The sequence below is a fragment of the Moraxella sp. CTOTU47616 genome, assembly GCF_032017465.1.
In the GTDB taxonomy this organism is placed as follows: Bacteria; Pseudomonadota; Gammaproteobacteria; order Pseudomonadales; family Moraxellaceae; genus Faucicola; species Faucicola tetraodonis.
Window position 1 is genome coordinate 1 of record NZ_DALZPU010000008.1, and the last position, 25648, is coordinate 25648.

Annotated in this window: 21 protein-coding genes; 6 read left to right on the forward strand and 15 right to left on the reverse strand. The window is 44.5% G+C overall.

What is annotated here, in order from left to right; translation table 11 throughout:
* Positions 1 to 105: 105 nt before the first annotated feature.
* The 3 genes from mscL to RTS10_RS09125 all read right to left on the reverse strand — a co-directional run bounded on the left by mscL (position 106) and on the right by RTS10_RS09125 (position 3894).
* Complete coding sequence (gene mscL, locus RTS10_RS09115; RefSeq protein ID WP_036595296.1) at positions 106 to 537, reverse strand: large conductance mechanosensitive channel protein MscL; 432 nt, start codon at positions 535 to 537, stop codon at positions 106 to 108.
* A 194-nt stretch (positions 538 to 731) separates the two neighbouring features.
* Positions 732 to 2570, reverse strand: coding sequence for a translational GTPase TypA (gene typA / locus RTS10_RS09120; protein ID WP_036595294.1), 1839 nt, complete (start codon positions 2568 to 2570; stop codon positions 732 to 734).
* 166 nt (positions 2571 to 2736) lie between these two features.
* Positions 2737 to 3894 (reverse strand): OmpA family protein, encoded by a 1158-nt coding sequence (locus tag RTS10_RS09125; RefSeq protein ID WP_312540060.1) that lies wholly within the window; start codon positions 3892 to 3894, stop codon positions 2737 to 2739.
* Between the two features lie 668 nt (positions 3895 to 4562).
* Between RTS10_RS09125 and RTS10_RS09130 the strand changes: the two genes are divergently transcribed.
* Entirely contained in the window at positions 4563 to 5126 is a 564-nt protein-coding gene (locus RTS10_RS09130; protein WP_312540061.1) for a GspH/FimT family pseudopilin, read from the forward strand.
* A 3-nt stretch (positions 5127 to 5129) separates the two neighbouring features.
* On the opposite strand, the gene pdxJ is transcribed toward RTS10_RS09130, so the two are convergent.
* The 8 genes from pdxJ to RTS10_RS09170 all read right to left on the reverse strand — a co-directional run bounded on the left by pdxJ (position 5130) and on the right by RTS10_RS09170 (position 12497).
* Positions 5130 to 5879, reverse strand: a complete 750-nt coding sequence (pdxJ, locus tag RTS10_RS09135) for a pyridoxine 5'-phosphate synthase (protein WP_219331942.1) — start codon at positions 5877 to 5879, stop codon at positions 5130 to 5132.
* A 39-nt stretch (positions 5880 to 5918) separates the two neighbouring features.
* The gene (gene recO, locus RTS10_RS09140) at positions 5919 to 6674 is read right to left on the reverse strand and encodes a DNA repair protein RecO (RefSeq protein WP_312540063.1); all 756 of its coding nucleotides are present in this window, start codon (positions 6672 to 6674) and stop codon (positions 5919 to 5921) included.
* A gap of 22 nt (positions 6675 to 6696) precedes the next feature.
* On the reverse strand, positions 6697 to 7746 hold the full coding sequence (era, locus tag RTS10_RS09145) for a GTPase Era (RefSeq protein ID WP_312540064.1): 1050 nt from the start codon (positions 7744 to 7746) through the stop codon (positions 6697 to 6699).
* Between the two features lie 115 nt (positions 7747 to 7861).
* Complete coding sequence (gene rnc / locus RTS10_RS09150) at positions 7862 to 8647, reverse strand: ribonuclease III (protein WP_201665420.1); 786 nt, start codon at positions 8645 to 8647, stop codon at positions 7862 to 7864.
* Between the two features lie 75 nt (positions 8648 to 8722).
* A complete protein-coding gene (locus tag RTS10_RS09155) occupies positions 8723 to 9115 on the reverse strand; it encodes a DUF4845 domain-containing protein (RefSeq protein WP_095356528.1) in 393 nt (130 codons plus the stop codon).
* Positions 9116 to 9222: 107 nt separating this feature from the next.
* Complete coding sequence (gene lepB, locus RTS10_RS09160) at positions 9223 to 10128, reverse strand: signal peptidase I (RefSeq protein ID WP_095356710.1); 906 nt, start codon at positions 10126 to 10128, stop codon at positions 9223 to 9225.
* Between the two features lie 8 nt (positions 10129 to 10136).
* Entirely contained in the window at positions 10137 to 11942 is a 1806-nt protein-coding gene (lepA, locus tag RTS10_RS09165) for a translation elongation factor 4 (protein WP_076774812.1), read from the reverse strand.
* 189 nt (positions 11943 to 12131) lie between these two features.
* Positions 12132 to 12497, reverse strand: coding sequence for a zinc ribbon domain-containing protein YjdM (locus tag RTS10_RS09170; RefSeq protein ID WP_159375429.1), 366 nt, complete (start codon positions 12495 to 12497; stop codon positions 12132 to 12134).
* A 230-nt stretch (positions 12498 to 12727) separates the two neighbouring features.
* Here RTS10_RS09170 and ygfZ point away from each other — a divergent pair, with 230 nt between their 5' ends.
* Positions 12728 to 13456 carry a CAF17-like 4Fe-4S cluster assembly/insertion protein YgfZ gene (gene ygfZ, locus RTS10_RS09175; RefSeq protein WP_312522558.1) on the forward strand — a complete coding sequence of 243 codons (729 nt, stop codon included), beginning with the start codon at positions 12728 to 12730 and terminating at the stop codon, positions 13454 to 13456.
* Between the two features lie 166 nt (positions 13457 to 13622).
* Here the strand turns inward: ygfZ and RTS10_RS09180 are convergent, their stop codons facing one another.
* Complete coding sequence (locus tag RTS10_RS09180; RefSeq protein WP_312540065.1) at positions 13623 to 14975, reverse strand: BaiN/RdsA family NAD(P)/FAD-dependent oxidoreductase; 1353 nt, start codon at positions 14973 to 14975, stop codon at positions 13623 to 13625.
* Between the two features lie 380 nt (positions 14976 to 15355).
* Between RTS10_RS09180 and acs the strand changes: the two genes are divergently transcribed.
* From acs to RTS10_RS09200, 4 genes are all read left to right on the forward strand, one after another.
* The gene (acs, locus tag RTS10_RS09185; protein WP_100274165.1) at positions 15356 to 17305 is read left to right on the forward strand and encodes an acetate--CoA ligase; all 1950 of its coding nucleotides are present in this window, start codon (positions 15356 to 15358) and stop codon (positions 17303 to 17305) included.
* A gap of 268 nt (positions 17306 to 17573) precedes the next feature.
* Positions 17574 to 18683 carry an S-(hydroxymethyl)glutathione dehydrogenase/class III alcohol dehydrogenase gene (locus tag RTS10_RS09190; RefSeq protein WP_312540124.1) on the forward strand — a complete coding sequence of 370 codons (1110 nt, stop codon included), beginning with the start codon at positions 17574 to 17576 and terminating at the stop codon, positions 18681 to 18683.
* Between the two features lie 42 nt (positions 18684 to 18725).
* Positions 18726 to 19601 carry an S-formylglutathione hydrolase gene (fghA, locus tag RTS10_RS09195; RefSeq protein WP_312540066.1) on the forward strand — a complete coding sequence of 292 codons (876 nt, stop codon included), beginning with the start codon at positions 18726 to 18728 and terminating at the stop codon, positions 19599 to 19601.
* 154 nt (positions 19602 to 19755) lie between these two features.
* Positions 19756 to 21543: an FMN-binding glutamate synthase family protein gene (locus tag RTS10_RS09200; RefSeq protein ID WP_312540067.1), complete on the forward strand. Its 1788-nt coding sequence runs from the start codon at positions 19756 to 19758 to the stop codon at positions 21541 to 21543.
* A gap of 67 nt (positions 21544 to 21610) precedes the next feature.
* Here RTS10_RS09200 and glmS read toward each other — a convergent pair whose 3' ends face one another.
* From glmS to RTS10_RS09215, 3 genes are all read right to left on the reverse strand, one after another.
* The gene (glmS, locus tag RTS10_RS09205; RefSeq protein WP_159375435.1) at positions 21611 to 23449 is read right to left on the reverse strand and encodes a glutamine--fructose-6-phosphate transaminase (isomerizing); all 1839 of its coding nucleotides are present in this window, start codon (positions 23447 to 23449) and stop codon (positions 21611 to 21613) included.
* Between the two features lie 182 nt (positions 23450 to 23631).
* Positions 23632 to 24990 carry a bifunctional UDP-N-acetylglucosamine diphosphorylase/glucosamine-1-phosphate N-acetyltransferase GlmU gene (gene glmU, locus RTS10_RS09210; protein WP_312540069.1) on the reverse strand — a complete coding sequence of 453 codons (1359 nt, stop codon included), beginning with the start codon at positions 24988 to 24990 and terminating at the stop codon, positions 23632 to 23634.
* 45 nt (positions 24991 to 25035) lie between these two features.
* Positions 25036 to 25635, reverse strand: a complete 600-nt coding sequence (locus RTS10_RS09215) for a phosphatidylglycerophosphatase A family protein (protein ID WP_312540070.1) — start codon at positions 25633 to 25635, stop codon at positions 25036 to 25038.
* Positions 25636 to 25648 lie beyond the last annotated feature (13 nt).

Sequence of the window (25648 nt, forward strand, 5' to 3'; positions counted from 1 at the left end):
GATTATTTGCGTGAGCAGTTACGCTCGCCTTCGGTCGTCTTTGCGTAAGTCCTATTATAAATAACATGGGCTGAAATTTTAATCTATCAGCTTTTTTACAAACCGTTATTTGCTTAATTTACTGCTGATTTCACGCAGCAATAGTACTTCTTCTGAAGGTTCTGGTGCAGCCGCTTCTTGTGCTTCGCTTTGACGGCGTAGGCGGTTCATAGCTTTCACCAACATAAAAATGATAAATGCCAAAATAATAAAGTTGATTAAGATGGTGACAAAATTACCATATGCAAATACAGGCACACCCGCTTTTTTGAGCGCATCATACGTCATAGCGGTGCCTGCAGGTACATCACCTAACACCACAAACATATTGGTAAAGTCGATTCTGCCGCCCATAATCGCAGAGATAATCGGCATAATAATATCTTCTACCAACGACGTGGTGATTTTACCAAATGCGCCGCCGATGATGACACCCACTGCCAAATCCATCACATTGCCTTTGAGGGCAAACTCTTTAAATTCTGACATCATACTCATATAACTTCTCCTACTTTCAAAATAATTGCTACAATCGTTGACTAAAAAACCCTTATCATCATAAGGAATTGTGTAAAATTTTAAATCTTTGCTTTGCCAGTGTGTAGATTAAATTAAAAAAGCTTGTAACAGGTACAAGCTTTTTGTAAATAAATGTTAGGCTTTTTCAAAATTTTTATCGCGTAGATTCGCTATTATTTACGACCGTTACGTTTACGCTCATTTTCAGTCAAGTATTTTTTGCGTAGACGAATTGATTTTGGTGTCACCTCAACCAGCTCATCATCTTCAATAAATTCAAGCGCTTGTTCAAGGGTGAAAATGATTGGCGGCGTTAAAATAATCGCATCATCGGTACCACTGGCGCGCACGTTCGTCAACTGTTTTGCTTTAGTTGGATTGACTACCATGTCATCGCTACGTGAGTTTTGACCGACAATCATACCTTCATAGACTTCAGTTTGTGGCGATACAAACATACGACCGCGTTCTTGAAGGTTAAATAGCGCATAGCCCAATACAGTACCATTCACCATAGAAATCAACACCCCATTTTGGCGTTTTGCCACATCGCCTGTTTTCACAGGACCATAATGTGAGAAACTTGAGGTCATGATACCGGTACCTGAGGTAATGGTTAAGAACTCAGAGCGAAAACCAATCAAACCACGTGACGGTACCACCGCTTCAATACGGATACGACCTTTGCCGTCAACTTCCATATTGGTCAATTCGCCTTTACGGTAGCCCATTTGCTCCATTACCGCGCCTTGGTGTTGCTCTTCAACATCAAAAATCACATTTTCAAAGGGTTCTTGTTTCTCACCCTCGATTTCACGAACAATTACTTCTGGACGTGATACACCCAGTTCAAAACCTTCACGGCGCATATTCTCAATCAATACAGATAAGTGAAGTTCCCCACGACCTGATACTTTAAATTTATCAGGACTGTCGGTATCTTCCACGCGAAGTGCCACGTTATGAATTAACTCACGTTCTAGGCGCTCACGAATATTGCGTGACGTCACGAATTTACCTTCTTTACCCGCAAATGGTGAGTTGTTCACTTGGAAAGTCATCGATACGGTTGGCTCATCGACACTTAGCGGTGGTAAGGCTTCCACGTTTTGTGGATCACAGATAGTATCAGAAATATTTAACGCATCGATACCTGTGATACATACAATATCACCTGCCTGTGCCATAGGTACTTCGATACGGTCAAGACCATGATAACCCATGATTTGTAGGATACGGCCGTTGCGTTTATTACCTTCTTTATCAACAATTGTTACAGGCGTATTGGTTTTAACCGACCCACGCTGAATACGACCGATACCAATCAAACCTTTGAAGTTATCATAATCAAGGCTCGAAATCTGCATACGGAATGGACCGTCCGTATCCACTTGTGGTGGCTCAACAACATTAACGATGGTTTCAAACAATGGCTGCATATCTTCTGCAAGCTCGTCAGGCGATAACCCTGCAATACCATTCATGGCAGAGGTATAAACGATTGGAAAATCTAGCTGCTCATCTGTCGCACCCAAATTATCAAACAAATCAAACACCTGATCCATGACCCAGTCTGGACGTGCGCTTGGTTTGTCAATTTTATTAATCACCACGATTGGCTTTAAGCCCCGGGCAAATGCTTTTGAGGTCACAAAACGGGTTTGTGGCATAGGACCATCAACGGCATCAACTAATAACAACACACAGTCAACCATCGACATCACCCGTTCAACTTCACCACCGAAGTCGGCGTGACCGGGGGTGTCGACGATGTTAATACGGTATTCAACGCCGTCTTTAGGATTGGTCCATTTGATCGCCGTATTTTTGGCTAAAATGGTAATACCACGCTCTTGCTCTAATGCGTTAGAGTCCATGACGCGTTCAACTTCTGCGGCACGCTCACCAAAAGTACCTGATTGTTGTAACAATTTATCGACTAGAGTAGTTTTACCATGGTCAACGTGGGCAATAATCGCAATATTGCGAAGATTTTTGATTGAATCTGACATAAAAAAATAGCTCTTGAAAATTCGGCTAGGAAGGGAAATTAAAACACGCGGTAGTATAACATCTTATCGTTAAAAATAGATTAAATTTATCTAAGTTGAGTTTATAGCTGATAATAAAAATAAAAAAAGCTACCAACGAGGGTAGCTTTTTTTATTTAATAACTAATTATTGTACGTTCATGTCTTTAGTTTGAACAGTTGTGCCAGAGTTGTTACCAGTGATGATAGCATATACACGACGGTTCATTGCACGGCCTTCAGCAGTGTTGTTGTCTGCGATTGGGCGGTCATAACCGTAACCCACTGTGCTAATACGTTGTGGTGCAACACCAAATTGGTTAACTAACATTGATTTAACCGCATTTGCACGTGCTTCAGACAAACGTTGGTTGTAACGCGCAGATGGACCAGTTTTTGAAGCATGACCTTCAATTGAAGCTGTTGAATTTGGATATTCATTCATTTTTTCAGCAACTTTTTGGATTTCTGGTTTGTACTGATCTTTGATGACAGTTTTGTCATTGTCAAAGAATACACGTAATTCCATACGTAATAAATCATCAAATGGGATTTCACGTGGGCAACCGTCAGCATCTACAACAACATTTAATGGAGTGCCTGGGCATTTGTCAACGCTATTTGGTACGCCATCTTGGTCATCATCACCATCAGTCAAAACGATTGGCTCAACGGGAGTAGGTTCAACCAATGGTGCTGCTGGTGCCAAGTGACCACCTAGAACCACGTTAAGACCTGCTAACGCTAGACCTTCCCACCAATCATTATCGAAGTTATAGATCGCACGACCTTCACCACGTAAGCTTAATGCGTCATTGATTCGGTAGTAAGCACCAAGACCTAAGTTACCGATAGTGTCTTTAGAAGTTGCTTTGCTGCCATCATCAAATGCCATTGAGGTTTTTGATTGACCTGCACCGATTAACACATATGGCTTGAATGGGCTGTTAGTATAGCCACTAAAGGTTTCAGTACCGATAGTAAAGTTACCTGAGTATGATTTTTGTTCAAACTTATGTCCGTTAACTTTATCGCCGTTGCCATACAATGCGTCAGAATCAGTTTCACCGTACTCTAATTCAAGTGCGATAGTAGGTGTCAATTCGATACCAATACCTGCACCAGTGTACAAGTCGTTACGTTGATGAGTACCTGCGAATTGCTCACCTTGTTTATCTTCAGTTTTGCTGATACCGTCTACATAATGATAACCTAGTAGTAAAGGTGTAACAGTAACGCCTGCGTTAGCGGCTACTGGCATAACAGCTGCAGCAACAACTGCTAGAGCGATTTTATTTAGCTTCATAGAATTCCTCCAAAGGATTGGCTCATTTTAAATTAAAATAACCTGACAGTTAATTCACAAAATAACACATCAAAACACATGTAATTTATGAACTTGTTAAATATAGCTTAACGCCTAAAAATTGTGTTTACAACTCTTTTTTTTACATTGCTACACAATATTACACGAACATCACAATATGTTATATTTTTATTTTTTAGTAGCTAAGCTTATTAATTACGCTCGATACTAAGAATTCAACAACTATTATAATGATTCGACATTACACATCAAAACTATATACTTATCTTGAGAAGGATTTTAATACAGTCTATTTAAATTTACCATATCTTAAATTCATACTGTCACTAAATGATACATTCTAGTCACATTCATTTACTTAATGTGCAATTGATACGTTTACCATACCACTAAAACAGTTTCGTCTAGATAATCGCTTAACATTAATAATATGGTATAGATGATTTAACATGTAAACCCATCAATCGGTTTTGAAAACTTCAGCATGTCAGACAGCACCAGCCTTTTGGTCGCTTTTATTAGCTTTATAATCAAATACAAATTTTATATCAATATTTGTTTGTTAATCTATCAAAACTCTCTATAATGATGAACTAATATCGTTTATTGTGTTATTCCATCATGATCTAGCCGGTAGCTCTAATAGCATGAATGATTCGAAAGCCAACGTATTCTCAATAAAAAGACAGGGATTTACTTTGATTGAAACAGTCGTTGTTTTGGCGGTTTTATCTATCATTGTGGCGATGGCTTCGATTACTATTACCAACAGCTTAAAGCAAATGGAAGCAAAAAACATTGCTTCAAGTTTAATGAATTTTTTAAGCAGCGCAAAACAAGAGGCGTTGATTTATCAAAATCCTGTCGTCGCCTGTGTCGCTAATGACAGCTTGGCTTGCGTGACAACTGGCGGTCATCAGCTGATTAGCTTTATCGATAAAAATAACAATAACAGCTATGAGGCAGCGGTAGACAAACTCAATCATCAACTTACGTTAGACTTGTCTTGGGGTGTAATTACGGCAAATATCTCGCTGAATAATAACTATATTATTTTTAAGCCAGAAAACGCTAGACCCATTGGTTATATGGGTAATATTCAATACTGCCCTTTAGATGGTAAGGTCGATAATCGATTAAAGGTAAGTTTTAGCAAAACAGGCATTATTAAATATAAGCCCTACTCAGTTGAACAATTTAACTGCCCCTAACAGCTAGGCTTTTACTGTAAATGCCTTTCTCATTGCGCTAACTGCTTGGCTAAGCCCCATAAACACACTATCTGCAATAATGGCATGACCGATGTTTAGTTCATGGATGCCACCCATATTAGCAATAGGTGCAACGTTGTCACGGGTAAGACCGTGCCCTGCATTGACCAGTAAACTTGCTTTTGCCTCGTGGGCATGAGTCACGGCTGTTTTGATACGGGTGATTTCATGGCTAATTTTAACTTGGTCATGTTGCAAACAATAGTCCGCATAGGCGCCCGTGTGAAGTTCAATGGCGTCTGCCCCGAGCGCAATGCTTTTATCAATTTGTGCCAACTCTGGATCAATGAATAGTGACACTTGAGTGCCGACTTGATGTAACTGTTGAATCGCGCGGGCTATTTTGTGCTGATTGCCAATCACATCAAGCCCGCCTTCGGTGGTCAATTCTTGGCGTTTTTCAGGGACAAAGCACACCCAAGCTGGCTTAACATCACAGGCTATCGCTACCATCTCGTCAGTGACCGCCATTTCAAGGTTCATACGAGTGGTTATGACTTTGGCGAGCCGATAAACATCATCATCTTGAATGTGACGACGATCTTCACGCAAATGCAGCGTAATACCATCCGCCCCGGCCTGCTCACAAATTAACGCACCTGCCACAGGATCGGGATACGCCACGCCACGTGCTTGACGCAGGGTTGCAATATGGTCGATATTGACACCGAGTAAGGGTTGATTGCTTGTCATGATATGCCCTATTTTGTCTATTATTGATACTGGGTAAGCTTATTGATATCGGGTAAGCTGCTGCCAAAGTTCTCGGCTTTGCAAGGTTTGATAATTGAGTAAATTATCCATCAAATGCCGGTGCATGGCACTGATGCTATTGACCAATTGTTTGGCTAAATCAAAATCTTGCTGCATCATTTGGTTAAAGCGCGTTTCATCTTGTAAACATTGATACCAAGTTAGCAGCTGCTCACCTGTTAATGCTATGTCGGGTTTATCCAAGGATAAAACTGGCATAAATCCCTGCTGTAGCTGGTATTGATAACGCTGCGATGGTGCTATTAAATCCCCCAACGTATCTTTAGCAAAATCGAACCCATAGCCTAATTGTTCAAACAATACATTTTCAAAGCGCCTTAAATGCCACTTTAAACGGGTCATGTCATGTGGCGATTGCGCTGGGTCGACAAACAGCGTTGCCATGTTTGCAAGACACTGCTGATATGCTTGCCATATCTCAGCAAACGGCTCTTCAACAGGCAATAGTTTTTGCAAAATCTCATTAAGATACATACTTGCATACAGGCTTTGTCCTCTGAGCGTAATGTGATTTTGCAAAATCTGGCTTTGACTAAAGGTTTTTAGGCTGTTTTTACCATTGCCAAAAAATTGTATGGGGACAAATAGCGGTAAGTTTTTTTTACCGATACCATGTACTACCCCCCATTCCTCACTAAACAGGTAAATTAAACTACGGCTTTCACCATACGGCTTCTGGTGCAGAATATAACCTGTTAGCAGTTGATTGCGCATAGTAGCTTATTTGCCTTATTGCTTAGTAGCCCAAGCTCGTTAGCGCACGCTCATCATCTGACCAGCCTTTTTTGACTTTGACCCACAGCGTTAGCATCACTTTTTTATCAAACATTTTTTCCATGTCTTGGCGCGCTTCGATGCCGATTTGTTTGATTTTTTCGCCTTTATCACCGATGACAATCACCTTTTGACCTTGACGCTCGACAAAAATTGTGGCATCGATAAAGGTCACAGCTTTACGCCATTTGCCTGTTTTTGGGTCTTGATGCGCGGGCTCATCCTTGAAGGTGTCGATTTGTACGGTTAAATCGTAAGGAATCTCATCGCCCGATGCGCGCATCACTTTTTCACGAATGATTTCACTGGCTAAAAAACGTTCCGAACGGTCAGTAACTTGTTCTGCATCATAGATTGGCGCTGCAATCGGTAAATGCTTACCGATGACTCGTACTAGCTCATCTAAGTTATGCGCACGTAATGCAGATACGGGCACGATATCGCTAAATACTTGGGTATCATGCAGTTTTTGTAGTAGCGCAAACAGCTGAGCTTCGTCCTTAATGGTGTCGCTTTTATTAACCACTGCAATCACAGGGACACCCAAATTTTGCACTTTGGCAAACACCAGCTCATCATCTTCCACCCATTTTAGGCTATCAATCACAAACAATACCGCATCAACGTCTGCCAAAGCCGAAGTTGCTGCCTTATTCATACGCTCATTGATAGCGCGCACTTCGCGGCTATGGATACCTGGGGTGTCAACAAAAATTGCTTGTAGTTGCTCGTTGGTCAAAATTCCCATAATGCGATGGCGGGTGGTTTGGGGTTTTCGCGAGGTAATCGACAATTTTTGACCCAACACATGATTCATTAACGTTGATTTACCCACGTTTGGACGTCCGACAATGGCTACATAACCCGTGCGAAAATCCACTGCGCGCACGGGCGCTGAATCACTTTGCCCACTGAAGAATTGACTGATAACATCCTGGTTGTTGTCCGCTGATGGATTGTCGACAGCTGGGTCAGTGGTGGTTTGTTGGGTAGCGTCTGCTTGGTTAGACATAAAGTGGGATCTCAACATTGGTTTAAAGGGTACAAATTATTGTAGAATAGTTTTGAGCAAATTTCAGTAAGCATTTCAGCAAATTTGGGTGTTGACGGTATGGCAGGTCGGCAAATTAGCGCAGCGGGGGTAACAAATCACTGATTTTAGCCAGCATGGCTTCGGCGCAGCGCTGCTCGGCAATACGGCGACTTTCACCTTGGGCTGTGACTAAAGCTTGGGTCGGTGCTATGGGTTTGGCGGTTTTATTGTCAAAAACAATGTCGACTTGGCAGCTGACCACAAAAATTTGATTGGGGGCATTGCCAATGGTTTCGGTCACTTCATAGCGGGGCAGCGCAAGTTGGTGTGCTTGCAACAGCTCTTGTAAACGGCTTTTGGCATCTTTTAGCACTTTTTGTTCTTTCACTTTTTCGAACAAATCTTCAAACCACGCCAGCACACAAGCCTTAACCGTATCAAAATTTTGACTATCAAGATAAATAGCGCCAATCAAGGCTTCAACGCTATCTGCCAAGATTGAGGCGCGCTGACGACCACCGCCTTTACGCTCGCCCACCCCTAAAATCAAATAATCTGACAGATTGAGCTGCTTTGCAATAATCACCAAAGTTTCTTCGCGCACAAGCGATGCACGTAAGCGACTGAGCCGACCTTCATTATAGTCGGGATAGCGCAAAAATAAGGCTTCTGCGATGATAACACCGAGCAATGCATCTCCCAAGAACTCTAATCGCTCGTAATTGTGCTCGCTATCAAATGAGCGATGCATGAGTGCCATAATGGGTAAATTCACATTATCAAACTGATAACCCATTTCATAAAACAGCGCGGTTAATTGACGCACTTGTGGCGGTAGTTTTTTGAGATTAAAGGTAGGGATAGTGATTGGTAAATTCATCTGCTTCAAATTGTTAGAAAAGTATTCGCCATTTAAATCATAACATGGCTATCACTTACTTAAGATTGGGGATAACTATTGCTTGGCGACTTTGGCATCTTCTGCGCTAATGGTATCTTCAAAGCGATTGACGATATCGACGTTACCAAAAAAGTTGTTTGCTTCATCGTATTTCAATTTCACTGACATCGCACCTGGCGTATTATCCACCACTTCCACGACGTCCTCTGCCTTTTGGCTGACACCGTTGATATGCCATTGGGAATTGACGCTACCTAAAAAATCTTTAACACTTTCTTTATTGTCATTGGACTTTTTAAGTTCAAAAGCCAACGATTTTTTGAGTTGGTAGTGACCGACTTGGGCAGGGATAATAGCTAAACCGATTTTGGCACACACGACGATGAGTACAATCATAATCACGATACCCGTGACGCTGGCGCCGCGCTGATGACTTGGTAGGTTCATGCCGTATTCTCCTTTGACCATCGCTCAAGATAGATTAATGTAAGCTTTAGTTAATTAAATATTCTCAACAACAAAGGCTTTGATATCCAATTTTTTAAAGTAAGCGGTTAGTGTATTGCGCCATTGCGATTAAAGGTGGGTAGACTGAGTCCACTGGCTTTGTGCGTCCACACATACACGGCTTTACCCGCTAGGTTCTCATCAGGTACAAACCCCCAAAAACGACCATCAGCACTGCGATCACGGTTATCGCCCATCACAAAATAGTGCCCTTTAGGCACTGTTAGTTGCCATTGTTGACCTTGGCTCGCCATCAATTGAGGTGACGCTTGCTGCAAAAAGCTGGCATATTGATACCAATTCTTGTCACCCAAATAGCGCACCAAATGTTGATGATTACTACTGGGCGATTCTTGCACGTATTTGGCAGACAATTCTTCTTGATTGCCCAGTTGCGCTGCTTGCTCAGCTGTCACAAGCTCACCGGTCTCGGTTTTACCTGGCGGATATAGCTGCGCTGTCATCTTAGGGTCGGGGGTAAAGTTGGCAGGCGTAGTAGCAATCGCTTTGCCATTGACGCTTAACTGCCCATTATTAAAGCTCACCGTATCCCCACCCACGCCAATCACCCGCTTGATATAATAAATTTTTGGGTTCTCAGGATAGCGAAATACCACCACATCACCATGCTGCGGTGCGCCTAAATCAAGCACCTTGGTATTCACCAATGGCAAGCGGATGCCATACGCGTATTTGTTGACCGCAATAAAGTCACCCGTATATAAGGTGGGCACCATCGACGATGAGGGGATATTAAACGGCTCAATCAAAAACGAGCGCACTACGAGCACAATCGCTAAAATCGGGAAAAAATCATACGCCCATCGCACCGGCGCAGTCGATTTCTCCAATCCTTTGCTTTGCTTTTGCTTTAGTACCAATTTATCCAGTAGCCAAATAGCGCCTAAAATCAAGGTCGCAGGGACAAGAATCAAATTAAAATCAAAATCCATACTTGCCTCTACGACTGGTTATCCACTTTTAATACCGCCAAAAACGCTTCTTGTGGAATCTCGACACGCCCCACTTGCTTCATGCGTTTTTTACCTTCTTTTTGCTTTGACAGTAGTTTTTTCTTACGCGACACGTCACCACCATAACATTTGGCAAGTACGTCTTTACGCATGGCTTTGACGGTACTACGGGCGATGATTTGGCTACCAATTGCCGCTTGAATAGCCACATCAAACATTTGACGCGGAATCAATTCTTTCATTTTTTCAACCAGCTGATTACCGCGATAGCGCGCTTGCTCAGCATGACAAATCATCGCCAATGCATCAACTTTTTCGCCATTAATCAGCACATCTACCCGCACCAGTTTATCTGTTTCAAAGCGCTCAAAACCGTAATCAAGTGACGCAAAGCCACGTGACACTGATTTTAGACGGTCAAAAAAGTCCATGACCACTTCGCCCATCGGAATATCAAAGGTCAACTGCACTTGCTGTCCCATAAACTTCATATCGACTTGGATACCACGACGCTCGATACATAATGTCATCACGTTACCCAAATAATCGGGTGGCACCAGAATATGACAGCGCGCAATCGGCTCACGAAACTCATCAATCAGACCTGGGTCAGGCATTTTTGATGGGTTATCGATTTGGATAATCTCACCACTCCGTTTTTTGATTTCGTAGATAACGGTCGGGGCGGTAGTAATCAAATCTAAATCGTATTCACGCTCAAGACGCTCTTGGATGATTTCCATATGGAGCATCCCCAAGAAACCACAGCGAAAACCAAACCCAAGTGCATCAGAGGTATCAGGCTCAAAAAACAACGCAGCGTCATTGACTTGCAGTTTTTGTAGCGCTTCACGAAACGCTTCAAAGTCACTCGAATCGACAGGGAACATACCGGCATAGACTTGCGGCTTGACCTTTTTAAACCCTGGTATGCTATCTACATCTGGGGTTTTGGCAAGGGTAATGGTATCACCCACAGGCGCCCCGCCAATGTCTTTGATACCGGCAATCACAAAGCCTACTTCACCGGCTTCTAAGATATTGGTCTCAAACGATTTTGGGGTAAATACCCCAATCGATGTCACAATATGCGTGCCTTTGGTAGATTTGATATGGATTTTATCGTCTTTTTTGAGCGTGCCTTGACGCACACGTACCAATGACACAACGCCAAGATAATTGTCAAACCATGAGTCAATAATTAACGCTTGCAAAGGGGCATCACGGTCGCCTTCGGGCGCGGGAATACGCTCAACAATCGCTTGTAGCAAATCATCCACGCCCACGCCTGTCTTGGCAGACACGCGCGGTGCATCCATCGCTTCAATCCCGATAATGTCTTCGATTTCTTGAATCACGCGCTCGGGATCCACTTGCGGTAAGTCAATCTTGTTGAGTACCGGTAATACTTCAAGCCCCTGCTCAATTGCGGTATAACAGTTGGCAACCGACTGCGCTTCTACGCCTTGCGCGGCATCAACCACCAGCAAAGCGCCTTCACAAGCCGCCAGTGAACGCGACACTTCATACGAAAAATCAACGTGCCCTGGGGTATCAATAAAGTTAAATTGGTATTTGTCACCGTTTGGGTGGTTATAATACAGTGTGACAGATTGGGCTTTAATGGTAATACCGCGCTCGCGCTCAATATCCATCGAGTCAAGTACTTGCGCCTGCATTTCACGTGCTTGTAGACCACCACACATTTGGATAATGCGGTCGGCAAGCGTGGATTTACCGTGGTCGATATGGGCAATAATAGAAAAATTACGAATATGAGATAAGGCGGTCACAATTACCTACTAACAAAAAAGTATATGATTAAATTTGTAGAAAAATAGCCTTATTGTAACGTATTTTTCTACAATCACCTACTGAATTTATTGTGACAGCTTTTGGGAGATCATAAAAAAAGATAAGCTTTGGGTGTCAATATCCATTGCAAACGCAAAGCCCCAAACAAAGCCCAAACCCTCCCCAAGCTAGGCTTTTTTGACGACGCTGGATTTGAGTTTCATCGCGCCAAAACCGTCAATTTTACAATCAATATCATGATCATCGGTAGCATCATGGAGCAGGCGAATGGATTTGACTTTGGTGCCAACTTTAATGGGCGTGCTTGCGCCTTTGACTTTTAAGTCTTTAATAACCGTCACACTATCCCCATCTTGTAGCACATTGCCGACAGCATCTTTAATAACTTGCTCGCTGTCTGCTTCGGTTTCGCCCGCTTGCCATGCCTGCTGCGCTGCTTCAAAGCCACACATCGGGCAAATCAATAAATCGCCATCTTGGTAGGTATAATTTTCTTTACACTTGGGGCATGGGGGACAGGCAGGTAAACTCATAGCACACGCTCAATTATCTTAGAAAAATTTAATGGTCTTAAGATAGTGTATTGTACGCGATAAGTCACATCAATAATAGTAATCAGCTAGTACACTGACAAATGACCTAGCAAATCAGGACTTAAACCAGAATTTAGTCAAGTATAACCTAATAAAGCATGATTGCAGTCCGAGCCCAATTGTGCAAAACTTTGATTATAATTTTTTTAGCAAATAAAAAGAGAGCCACCATGACAGATTTCGTCGTCTTTGATATAACCGGTGCCGATGCCCAAAAATTCTTGCAAGGACAACTGACCTGCAACGTCACCAAACTCAGCGAGCAGTACCAAGCGACCGCAATTAGTAATCTCAAAGGGCGCGTTGCGTTGGGTATTTGGATTAGGAAAATAGCGGATGACGCTTACCAAATCGTCATCAGCCAAGACTGTGCCGATGAGTTTGCCAAGCATATCAAAAAATACGCGGCGTTCTCAAAACTTACCTTATCAGCCCCACGTGATATTTTTGCGGTTGTTGACAATGGGGTACCTAGTTTTAGTGAATCAGAGAATGGCTCTGACACCGACGCTAACCGCAAAGCATGGCAAAAAGCGAGTATCGCTACAGGTAATTACTGGATTGTCACAGCCACCCAAGGCTTATGGCAACCCCAAGAGTTACGTCTACACCAACACGGCGGGGTTGACTACGATAAAGGCTGTTATTTAGGTCAAGAAATCATTGCCCGGTTATATTTTAAAGCCAGCCCAAAAGCTTGGCTCCACCGCGTAGCAGGTACCGGTGATATGCCTAACGCAGGTGAAAAAATTGGCAACGTGGATGTGGTCAATAGCATTGCCACTGACACAGGTTTTGAAGCCTTGGTCGTCGGGCGTCCCGATGATATTGCCGCCAGTAACCTGATCATTCTTGAGTTACCTCAAGCACTGCAACAACCGGTTGCGCGCCAACACTAAACACCCACCAAACTTGATTAAAGTAAATGCGTTAAAATAAATCGGTTAAAATAAAAAAGGCATTTCGCTAATGCCTTTTTTAACCATTTTTTTAGGTTCATCAATACTTAACCCACTTCAAACCTAACCCATTTATAGCTAAACCTCTTTCATTTTATATTTATAGCTAAACCACTTCGCCAGCCACGAACCCACTTGCCCAAGCCCACTGGAAATTGTAGCCACCTAACCAACCAGTAACATCGAGCACCTCGCCGATAAAATACAAATTCGGTTGTAACTGACTTTGCATGGTTTTTGAGGAGACTTTATCAGTAGCAACGCCGCCGCGTGTGACTTCAGCTGTACGATAGCCTTCAGTGCCTGATGGCGTCAAACGCCAAGCATTGAGCTGCTCGCCCAGCTGCGCTAACTTCTCGTCTTTGATATTGGCAAGCTCAGTCTCCGCCATGTCTTGCCACAATAAATTTTGCAAAGTACTCATAACTTTTTTAGGTAGCGCCGCCGCGCCTATCTGGTCATTTAGCACGGTTCTAATCAGCTGTTTTGGGTGCTGTTTTTTTTGCTCGGCTAAAAATGCTGCCATATCAAGGCTTGGGAATAAATTGATAAAAATCGGCTCGCCCACGTGCCAATAATTCGATAGCTGCAACATCGCAGGCCCGGATAAACCGCGATGGGTAAATAGCACGGGCAACCTAAAACTGATGCGCTCGTTAAACGCAATGACCTCAAAACTAACCCCCGATAACGATTTAATCGCATCGCCAATCTTATCGGTAAAGGTAAAGGGTACGAGTCCTGCCGATGTTGGCACAATGGTATGCCCAAATTGCTGCGCTACTTGGTAACCAAATCCTGTCGCACCCATGGTCGGAATTGACAGCCCGCCTGTGGCGACTACCAACGAGTGACAAGTTAAGGTTTGCTGGCTACTTTTTTGATTGGCTGCTTGATTAGCCTGTTGATGAGGCTGTTGACTAGCTGGTTGATTGACAGTTAAGACAAACCCCGTATTGTCGGGTAACGCTTGGATTTGCTGGATGGCGGTTTTTAGTTGAATAGTCACTTGATTGGCACGGCATTCATTCAACAGCATTTGTAAAATATCATTGGCAGAGGTATCACAAAACAGTTGCCCATGCTCACGCTCATGATAAGGAATCTGATACTGGCTAACCATGCCAATAAAATCCCAATTTAAATAGCGTGACAATGCCGATTTGCAAAAGTGCGGATTGCTACTTAAATAATGCTTGGGCTCAATTTCATAATTGGTAAAATTACAGCGCCCACCGCCGCTCATAAGGATTTTCTTACCCGCTTTATTGGCATGATCTACCACCAGTACCCGCCGTCCGCGCTTGCCCGCTGTCAATGCACAAAATAGCCCTGATGCCCCTGCCCCGATGATGATGACATCATACGCAAACGTGGACGGTGCGTTTGTTGACCCAGCGTGATTTTGAACCGTGTCAATCTTTGGTGAAGTATTTGATGAAGTATGTTTTTGCTGCATGATGACCGCTATTTATCAAGTAAAAGACCAAATGAGAATCCGCTTACAATACAGATGTTTGCCCAATATCTGAAAAAATATCCTTAAAAATATCCTGAGTAACATTGCAAAATTTGTAATTTTTTGCCAAACTAAGGAAAAGGCACTCTAGAATCAAGGATTAGATTGTATTGCATTTTCATAGTGAGCGGACGTTTATTGATGGCTCGTTTCATCGCTCTGTTGATGGCCTGTGTTACTGGCAGCTTGTCAATGTTAGCTTATCAACGTGAAAATGTTGTTTTTGAAGTTAAGCCCGCTACCTATTTGAGCCGTTTGTCAGTTCGTAGCCATTTAGAGTATTACCCCACCAACCTACGAGTCATAACAAGGAATGTTTTATGAAGAGCTACCCTCATAGCGCTGAATTTGCCGCTAAAGCCAACACCACTCCCCAAAAATACGCCGAGACCTATCAAGAATCTGTGGAAAATAACGAAGCGTTTTGGGCAAAACGCGCTGAATGGGTTGATTGGATAAAAAAACCTACCAAAATCAAAAACGTCAATTATGACCTAAACAATTTTAGCATTAAATGGTTTGAAGATGGTGAGCTTAATCTATCGGTCAACTGTCTTGACCGTCATGTTGCTGAAAACCCTTACAAACCTGCGATTATTTGGGAAGGCGATCATCCCTCACTTCACAAAATCATCTCATACAAAGAGCTACATTCAGAAGTATGCCGCCTTGGTAGCGCATTGCGTCGTAAAGGCGTCAAAAAAGGCGACCGTGTCACCATTTATTTACCGATGATTCCTGAAGCGGCGGTTGCGATGCTGGCTTGTGCGCGGATTGGTGCGGTTCACTCATTGGTATTTGGCGGGTTTTCAGCGGACAGTCTAGCCAGCCGTATCATCGATAGCCAATCAAAAATTGTCATCACCGCTGATGAATCTGTGCGTGGCGGTAAACATACGCCGCTTAAACAAAATGTGGATCGTGCGCTAGACCATGACGGCACCGAATGTGTTGAAAAGGTCATTGTGGTGTACCGTACCGGTGAATCCATCCCAATGAGCGGTCGCCGCGACATTTGGTATCACAACTTAATCGACAATGCGTCGGAAGACTGTCCACCAGAACCAATGAATGCCGAAGACCCGTTATTTTTGCTTTACACTTCAGGCTCAACTGGCAAGCCCAAAGGCGTGGTACACACCACCGGTGGTTATTTGACCTATTCGTTATCCACCTTCCGTGACGTGTTTGATATCAAAGACAATGACGTATTTTGGTGTACCGCGGATGTGGGCTGGGTCACCGGTCACACCTATGTGGTGTATGGACCGCTTGCCAACGGCACAACAACCGTGATGTTTGAAGGGGTGCCGCAGTACCCAGATTGGGCGCGTATCGGTCATATCGTTGATAAGCATGACGTTACCATCTTGTATACTGCACCAACCGCCATTCGCGCGATGATGAAAGAAGGCGATGATTACGTCCGTAAATCAAACCGTTCTAGCTTACGTCTGTTGGGCTCAGTGGGTGAACCTATCAATCCTGAAGCCTGGAACTGGTACTATAACGTGGTGGGCGAAGGTCGTTGTCCGATTGTCGATACTTGGTGGCAAACTGAAACAGGGGGTATTTTGATGACGCCAATCCCCAATACGGTTGATCTCAAACCAGGCTCCGCGATGAATCCGCTGTATGGCGTCAAGCCAGCGATTGTCGATGCCGAAGGTGCTGAATTAACGGGTGCTGCTGAAGGCAACTTAATCATCAAAGACAGTTGGCCGGGTCAAATGCGTACCATTTGGGGAGACCATAAACGCTTTTTAGAAACTTACTTTAGCACCTATCCAGGCGCTTACTTCACAGGTGATGGTGCCCTGCGCGATGAAGACGGTCATTATTGGATCACAGGTCGTGTAGATGATGTCTTAAACGTATCTGGGCATCGCCTAGGTACGGCAGAGATTGAAAGTGCGTTAGTATCGCATCCTTCCGTCGCTGAAGCAGCTATTGTGGGTATGCCGCATGAGCTTAAAGGCCAAGGCGTTGCCGCTTATGTCATCTTAAAGTCAGGCGAAGAGCCAAGCGAGATGCTCAAAGGTGAAATCAACCGTCATGTCCGTGGTGAGATTGGTCCAATCGCCAACTTAGACTCGCTATATTTGGTCGAAGCCTTACCAAAAACGCGCTCCGGTAAAATCATGCGCCGTATTCTGCGTAAACTTGCCGCGCATGAATTTGAAGGTTTGGGTGATACTTCGACCTTGGCAGAACCAGAGGTGGTTGATAACCTTATCAATGTGGTTAAAGCCGATAAACAACCTGCTTAGTGGCTTACCAAATTTAGAAAACGTCTGTAGCTACAGGCGTTTTTTCATGGTTTTTCAATTGTTAAATATATTTAAAAATCCAATTCAAATTTTTAATTTTAATGATGATTTAATTAAACCCAATTGCTTACAATTTCAAGCTTAATCATGCGATAATTGGTTATGTTATAATGCCGACCAAAGGCATTTTTAATAAAACCAATATAACAAGGATAAACCGATGACAGATATGACTGCGGCCACAGCGCCATTAGATTTTAGCAAACCTATCAAATCGCGTGCTGCGGTAGCTTTTGCTGCGGGAGAACCATTACAAATCGTCGAAATCGACGTTGAACCACCGCGTAAAGGTGAAGTACTCGTCAAAATTACTCATACGGGCGTTTGCCATACGGACGCATTCACCTTGAGTGGCGATGACCCTGAGGGGGTTTTTCCAGCGGTTTTAGGTCATGAAGGCGCAGGTATTGTGATGGCAGTCGGTGAAGGGGTAACCAGTGTACAACCTGGTGATCATGTCATTCCGCTGTATACGGCTGAATGTGGTGAATGTTTATTTTGTAAAAGTGACAAAACCAATCTATGCGTCGCGGTGCGTGCCACCCAAGGTAAAGGCGTGATGCCTGATGGTACTACCCGTTTTAGCTATCAGGGTCAGCCAATTTATCATTACATGGGCTGCTCAACGTTTAGTGAATATACTGTCGTTGCTGACGTATCGCTTGCCAAAATCAATCCTAAAGCCAATCCTGAGCAAGTCTGTCTATTAGGTTGTGGCGTGACCACAGGACTAGGTGCGGTAAAAAATACCGCTAAAGTACAAGAAGGCGATAGCGTCGCGGTGTTTGGGCTTGGCGGTATTGGGCTTGCTGTTATTCAAGGCGCCAAACTTGCCAAAGCAGGCCGCATTATTGCGGTTGATACCAACCCCGACAAATTTGAGTTAGCCCGTGAGTTTGGCGCGACCGATTTTGTCAATCCAAAAGATTATGACCAACCCATTCAACAAGTGATTGTTGAGATGACAGGTTGGGGTGTGGATCACAGTTTTGAATGTATCGGTAACGTCAATGTCATGCGCTCGGCACTTGAATGCGCGCATCGTGGCTGGGGTCAAAGCGTGATTATTGGTGTCGCAGCTGCAGGTCAAGAGATTTCCACTCGTCCGTTCCAACTAGTGACAGGTCGCCGCTGGTTAGGCTCTGCATTTGGTGGGGTGAAAGGTCGCTCACAACTGCCAGGTATGGTGGAGCAAGCCATGCACGGTGATATCCAACTGGCACGTTTTGTCACCCATACCATGGGTCTTGAAGATGTCAATACCGCATTCGATTTGATGCATAAAGGTGAGTCCATTCGTTCAGTGTTGCATTACTAAATCATTACCAAACTTGGCATTATAAAGAATGGGAAATTCACCATGAAAAAAATTGAATCGCATAAATTGCACGGTGGTGACCTACAAGTGTGGCAGCATACCAGTGCGACCACACACACGGAGATGAAATTTGCCATCTATTTGCCACCCAAAGCTATCGCCCATGAAGCCACTGAAACAACAGGTCAAAAATGTGCGGTGCTATATTGGCTATCAGGGCTGACTTGTACTGAGCAAAACTTTATTCAGAAATCTGGGTTTGCTGAGTATGCCAGTCGTCACAACGTGATTGTGGTGGCACCCGATACCAGTCCTAGGGGTGTCGATATCAGCGGTAACGATGTGCCTGATGACAGCGCTTATGATTTGGGGCAAGGGGCAGGCTTTTATGTCAATGCCACCCAAGCGCCTTGGGCAACGCATTTTCAGATGTATGATTATATCGTCGATGAGTTGCCTAATCTCATCGAACAGCACTTCCCTGCCAGTGACCAGCGCAGTATTTTTGGTCATAGTATGGGTGGGCATGGCGCGCTGATGATTGCCCTACGCAATCCCCAGCGCTATGCCAGCGTATCGGCTTTTTCCCCCATCGTCGCACCGTCACAAGTGCCTTGGGGACAAAAAGCCTTTAGCGCTTATTTAGGCGATGACCAAAACACCTGGGCAAACTACGATAGCTTAGCGTTGATGAAACAGTCTCAGCATAGCAAAAAATTACCGCTATTGATTGACCAAGGTAGCGGGGATGAATTTTTGGCTGAGCAGCTCAAACCTGAGCTTTTTGCGCAAGCTGCCAAGGATGCCAATTATCCGATGACGCTGCGTATGCACGACGGTTATGACCATAGCTACTATTTTATCAGTAGTTTTATCGCTGACCATTTTGCTCACCACGCCGCTGCCCTCCAAGCTTAATCACATAATTTTAATCACACAATCACTTGTCGGCGCACACGGCTGACAAGTGATTGACCATTTTGTAATCGCATTCCCCTCTCCGACATTTAAAATAACCACAAATTTGCGATGATTATTTTGTCCGCGATCCTATTTGATAAGGAAGATTGTCATGGTTGACAAGCGCACTGATATCACGGTAACCCCTACCCATAAAGAGCCCTATTTGCAAGGCGTTGTGCTTCGCTACAGCGCGTTTGTCATTGCCTTTGCTATCCTTGCATTGGGGATTGTGCTACTCAAATGGTGGCTGATAGTAATTGGTCTGGTGGGCTTTGTGGTGGGCATTTATGATTTGATGCAAGTACACCATGCTGTATTGCGTAACTACCCAATTTCGGGACATATTCGTTATCTATTGGAAGAGTTCCGACCTGAACTGCGCCAGTATTTGATTGAAGATGACCAAGCCGCCGTGCCGTTTTCGCGCCAGCAGCGTGCGCTTGCTTATCAACGTGCCAAAAACGTCAGTGATACCAATGCCTTTGGTACCTTAGAAAATCTATACCAGTCTGGCAAAGAATGGTTTTTACAATCCACCCTTAGCTACCCCCTCAAAGAAACCAATTTTCGTATTATGGTGGGCGGTGAACGATGCCTGCAGCCCTACTCGATGTCGGTGTTTAATATCTCTGCCATGAGTTTTGGCAGTCTTTCAGCCGCGGCAATCGAAGCGCTCAATCAGGGCGCAAAACTCGGTGGATTTGCTCATGATACAGGTGAAGGTGCGATTAGTCCGTACCATAAAGAACACGGCGGCGATTTGATTTGGGAGCTGGGTACCGGGTATTTTGGATGCCGTAATCACGATGGCACGTTTAGCGCCGAAAAATTCGCTGAACGCTCGCGCATTGAGCAAGTCAAAATGATTGAAATCAAGCTGTCGCAAGGGGCAAAGCCTGGTAAAGGCGGGGTGTTGCCCAAAGAAAAAATCACCCCGGAAATTGCCGAAACCCGTGATGTGCCGATGGATGTAGACTGCGTTTCTCCAGCGAGCCACTCAGCCTTTACTACCCCGCGTGAGATGGTGCAGTTTTGGCAACAGCTGCGTGAATTGTCAGGGGGCAAGCCGGTTGGTTTTAAGCTGTGTGTCGGACAGCCTTGGCAGTTTATGGCGATTGTCAAAGCCATGATTGAAGCAGATAATTACCCTGATTTTATCGTGGTTGATGGTGCAGAAGGCGGTACAGGTGCTGCGCCTGTTGAGTTTATGGATAATGTTGGCATGCCACTACTCGATGGCTTTTTGCTTGTGCACAACACACTGGTGGGTGCGGGGGTGCGTGACAAAATCAAAATCGGTGTCAGTGGTAAAATCATCTCTGCCTTTGATATCGCTCGCATGCTAGCGCTAGGTGCAGATTGGTGTAACTCAGCGCGTGGCTTTATGTTTGCGGTGGGCTGTATCCAATCACGCGCGTGCCATACCAACAAATGCCCAACTGGGGTTGCTACCCAAGACCCGTATCGTCAACGGGCATTACATATTCCTGATAAGGCACAGCGGGTCTATAATTTTCATAAAAACACGCTTAAATCATTGGCAGCGATTGTCGGTGCGGTGGGTTTACACCACCCAAAAGATTTACAAGCGTATCATATTGCCAGACGGCTGGAAAATGGGCAGATTAAGCTATTATCCAAGTTTTATTATTTTACGGAACCTGGCGTGTTATTGAATTTATCGGCGCGCTCAGATGTTTTTAACCAAATGTGGGTCATGGCAAATCCTGATAGCTTTTTGGCAAATAATGAGGCGTTAATTGCTTACAATCACGATGTACGTCACGCCCATGAGCACAACGAAAAGCGCTTTAATGAAGGTAATTACCCTGAGCGTATCGACAGCTTCGATGAAACTGCAAATAGCTATTATACCTACGATGATGACCCTTCTTAATACTTTTCCACAAAAAAACCGCTAACGATTAGCGGTTTTTTTGTGCCAGCTTAACTTATAGCTTAGTTTATTCCACCGTGACGCTCTTGGCCAAATTACGGGGTTTATCAACGTCTGTACCTTTGGCAAGCGCAACATGGTAAGACAACAATTGTACAGGAATGGTGTGTACTATGGGCGATAACACACCAATATGACGTGGGGTACGAATCACGTGTACGCCTTCACTATCGGAAAAATCACTGTCAAGATCGGTAAAGACAAACAACTCACCGCCACGCGCCGAGACTTCTTGCATATTGGCTTTGACTTTATCAAGTAGGCTGTCATTTGGCGCTATCACCACCACAGGCATGTTTTCATCAACCAATGCTAATGGACCGTGTTTTAACTCGCCAGCAGGATAGGCTTCTGCATGGATATAGGTGATTTCTTTGAGCTTCAATGCGCCTTCTAATGCAATCGGGTAATGAATACCACGTCCCAAAAACAGCGCGCTTGGCTTATCAGCAAATTTGCTTGACCAGCTGCTGATCTGTGGCTCAAGATTGAGCGCATATTGAATATCATTGGGTAAGCTGCGCAGCGCATTGGTGTATTCGACCAGTTTAGTGTCATCCACATAGCCCCGCACACGACCAAGTGTCACCGCCAAACCAAATAAAGCCACTAACTGGGTGGTAAAGGCTTTGGTTGAGGCGACCCCAATCTCCGCACCGGCTCGGGTATAGACTACTAGCTCACTGGCGCGAGGCAAGGCGGATTCCATCACGTTACAGATGGATAGACTATGTTTGTGACCCATGGCTTGTGCGTATTTTAGCGCTTCCATGGTATCTAGCGTTTCCCCTGATTGCGAGATGGTGATAATCAATTGTTTTGGATTGGCAATCACCTCACGATAACGGTATTCGCTAGCGATTTCAACATCGGTGGCAATTTTGGCAATACTTTCCAACCAATATTTGGCGGTCGATGCAGCATAATACGACGTGCCACAGGCAAGAATCTTAATACTGTCGATATCATTGAAAACGGCTTCAGCATTTTCACCAAAATTTTCGGCGATAAACCCGGCATCCAAAAAGATTTCGGCGGTATCTGACACCGCTTTTGGCTGCTCGTAGATTTCTTTTTGCATAAAGTGGCTATAAGCCCCTAGTTCAAGAGACGCTAAGGACACTTGCGAAGTAGTGGCTTTGCGGGTCGCTGGATTGCCTTGTTTGTCAATCATTTGTGCCACGCCATCTGCGGTCAACTGGGCAATATCACCATCTTCCAGATACATGATTTGACGGGTAAAGGCGACAACGGCTGAGACATCCGATGCGATAAAGGTTTCATGCTCACCTAAGCCGATGAGTAACGGGCAGCCCATACGCGCCACCACCATGTTTTGTGGCATATCGTTGGCAATCACAGCAATTGCATACGCACCATGAAATTGCTGGGTCGCCGCTTGTACCGCTTTGAATAAATCACCGCCGTTTTGTACGTAGTGCTGGTGCACCGCATGGGCGATGACCTCGGTGTCGGTTTGTGACTCAAAATGATAGCCATTTTGCTGAAGGCGGGCGCGCTCAGCTTCAAAGTTTTCGATGATGCCGTTATGTACCACCGAAATCAAATCACCCGAGATATGCGGATGGGCGTTTGGCTCAGTGACGCCGCCGTGGGTGGCCCAGCGTGTGTGACCGATGCCGGTGTGACCATACACGCCACGCTCTTTGGCAGCGGCTTCCATCAAGGCAACACGCCCCACTCGGCGCACGCGTTTGAGTCCTTCATCGGTTTGCACCGCAATACCCGATGAGTCATAACCCCGATATTCTAAGCGTTTTAAGCCATCGGTTAAAAAATCTACCACATTGTCTTGCGCACGAATGGCGCCAACGATACCGCACATAACTGTTCCTTAGTATCCAGTTTTTGGTGTGAGCAATCAACTTTGACTGCTGTGAAAAACAATCCCCCCGTTTACACAGTCGTTAGATTGTTTTATTGTTGCTTAATCAAACTGCTTTATCGTATAAAGCAAGTTTATCGTATTAAGCAAGAATCTGTTAAATTTAGGCAAAAATTCAAATATCAAGATTTTTTTTCAGGACGTTGCCAACCCTCAATCGTGACTTGTTTGCCACGGGCGATGGACAGTTTTTCGGCAGGGCAGGCTTTACTGATGGCACTACCAGCGCCAATAGTGGCACGGTCACCAATGGTCACAGGGGCAATCAGCACCGCATTTGAGCCAATTCTGACCTCATCACCGATTTCGGTTTTAAACTTATTGACGCCATCATAATTGGCAGTGATAGTGCCTGCGCCGATATTGGTCCTTTGTCCAATGGTGGCATCGCCCAAATACGCCAAATGATTGGCTTTAGCGCCGCTTGCCATTTGGGTGTTTTTAAGCTCGACAAAGTTACCGATATGCACGTCTTTGTCAGTGACCGCATTGGGGCGCAGACGGGCAAATGGTCCGATTTGGTTGTCTTCACCCACCACCGCATTGTCAAATAGACTGTAAGGTTGCACCACGGTGCCACTGGCGATTTTGCTGTTTTTGATGATACAACCTGCGCCGATTTTGACGTTATCACCTATCTCACAGTCACCTTCAATGATGACATTAATATCAATTTGCACATCTTTGCCAACTTTGAGCGAACCGCGTAAATCAAAACGGCTTGGGTCAATCAAATGTACGCCTTGTTGCATCAGCGCTTTAGCTTGATGCGTTTGCCAAGTACGCTCTAGATTTGCCAACTGCAGACGGTCATTCACGCCTTCGATTTCAAACTGATGGGTTGGCGATACGGTGGCGATTTCGATGCCATCATCCACCGCCATTTTGACGATATCGGTCAGGTAATATTCACCTTGGGCATTGTTATTGGTCAAGTTATTGAGATATCGATGCAAAATATCATTGGCAACACAGTACACACCGCTATTGATTTCAGTGATTTGTCTTTGCTCATCGCTGGCATCTTTTTCTTCAACAATGGCGATTACTTGGTTGTTGTCACGCACAATACGACCCAAGCCAAATGGGTTGGCTAAGTTTAGGGTTAGCATGGCAAAACGGCTGTCTGTATTTGCCAATTTCTCTAAGGTATCGACGCCAATGAGTGGCACATCCCCTGATAAAATCAAGCTTTTCCCATCCGTAGGCAACACCGGCAAAGTCATCTGCACCGCGTGACCCGTGCCCAATTGCTCAGCTTGCTCGACCCAATCAATTTGTTCATCGGCAAAGGCATCTTTGACTTGCTGACCTTCAAAACCATAGATAATGATATTTTTTTGGCTACCCAATTGTTTGGCAGTGGCGAGTACGTGATGTAGCAAAGGCTTACCTGCCAGCGGTTGTAGGACTTTTGGCTTGCTCGATTTCATGCGAGTGCCTTTGCCCGCTGCCATGATGATGGTGGTTAAGTTGGTCATGGGAATCCCTTATCTTTTTTAAACTAATTTTAATGATACAACAGATTAAACATAAGTAATGAGCACACTTATAAAGGCTATTAGCACAACCCCTGCCATCAGCCCCGCCAAAATGTCATCAATCAAAATACCAAAACCGCCGCTCACATTTTTATCCACCCATTTAATCGGAAAGGGTTTTAGAATATCAAAAAAACGAAATAAAACAAAAGCGATCAATAAATGAAACCATTGCCATAAGCCTAACCATGTATCCATTTGATAATAATCCATAACACCAAATGGATTAAATTGATAACAATACTTTAAAGGCAACAACGAAATCCACATCCCGACCCATTCATCAAACACAATATGCGGGTCATCGTGTACACCCATCAAATCAGACGTTTTACCGCAGATATAACTACCGACTAGAGCGCCCACCACCGTAACCGCCAAAAACCCCCAAAAACCCAGCCATAACATCGGAATGGCAACCACCAGTCCGCCCACTGTACCCCACGTCCCAGCAGCGCGCTTTGGCAATCCTGAGCCTAAGCCGATACCGAGCCAATAAATCAGCTTTTCCCAAACGCTCGCGGTTGGTGGACAAGGCGGGCAAACATTGGCTTTACGGACGTCGGGTTTGTGCAGTTGAGTCATAGGAAGTTCTTTG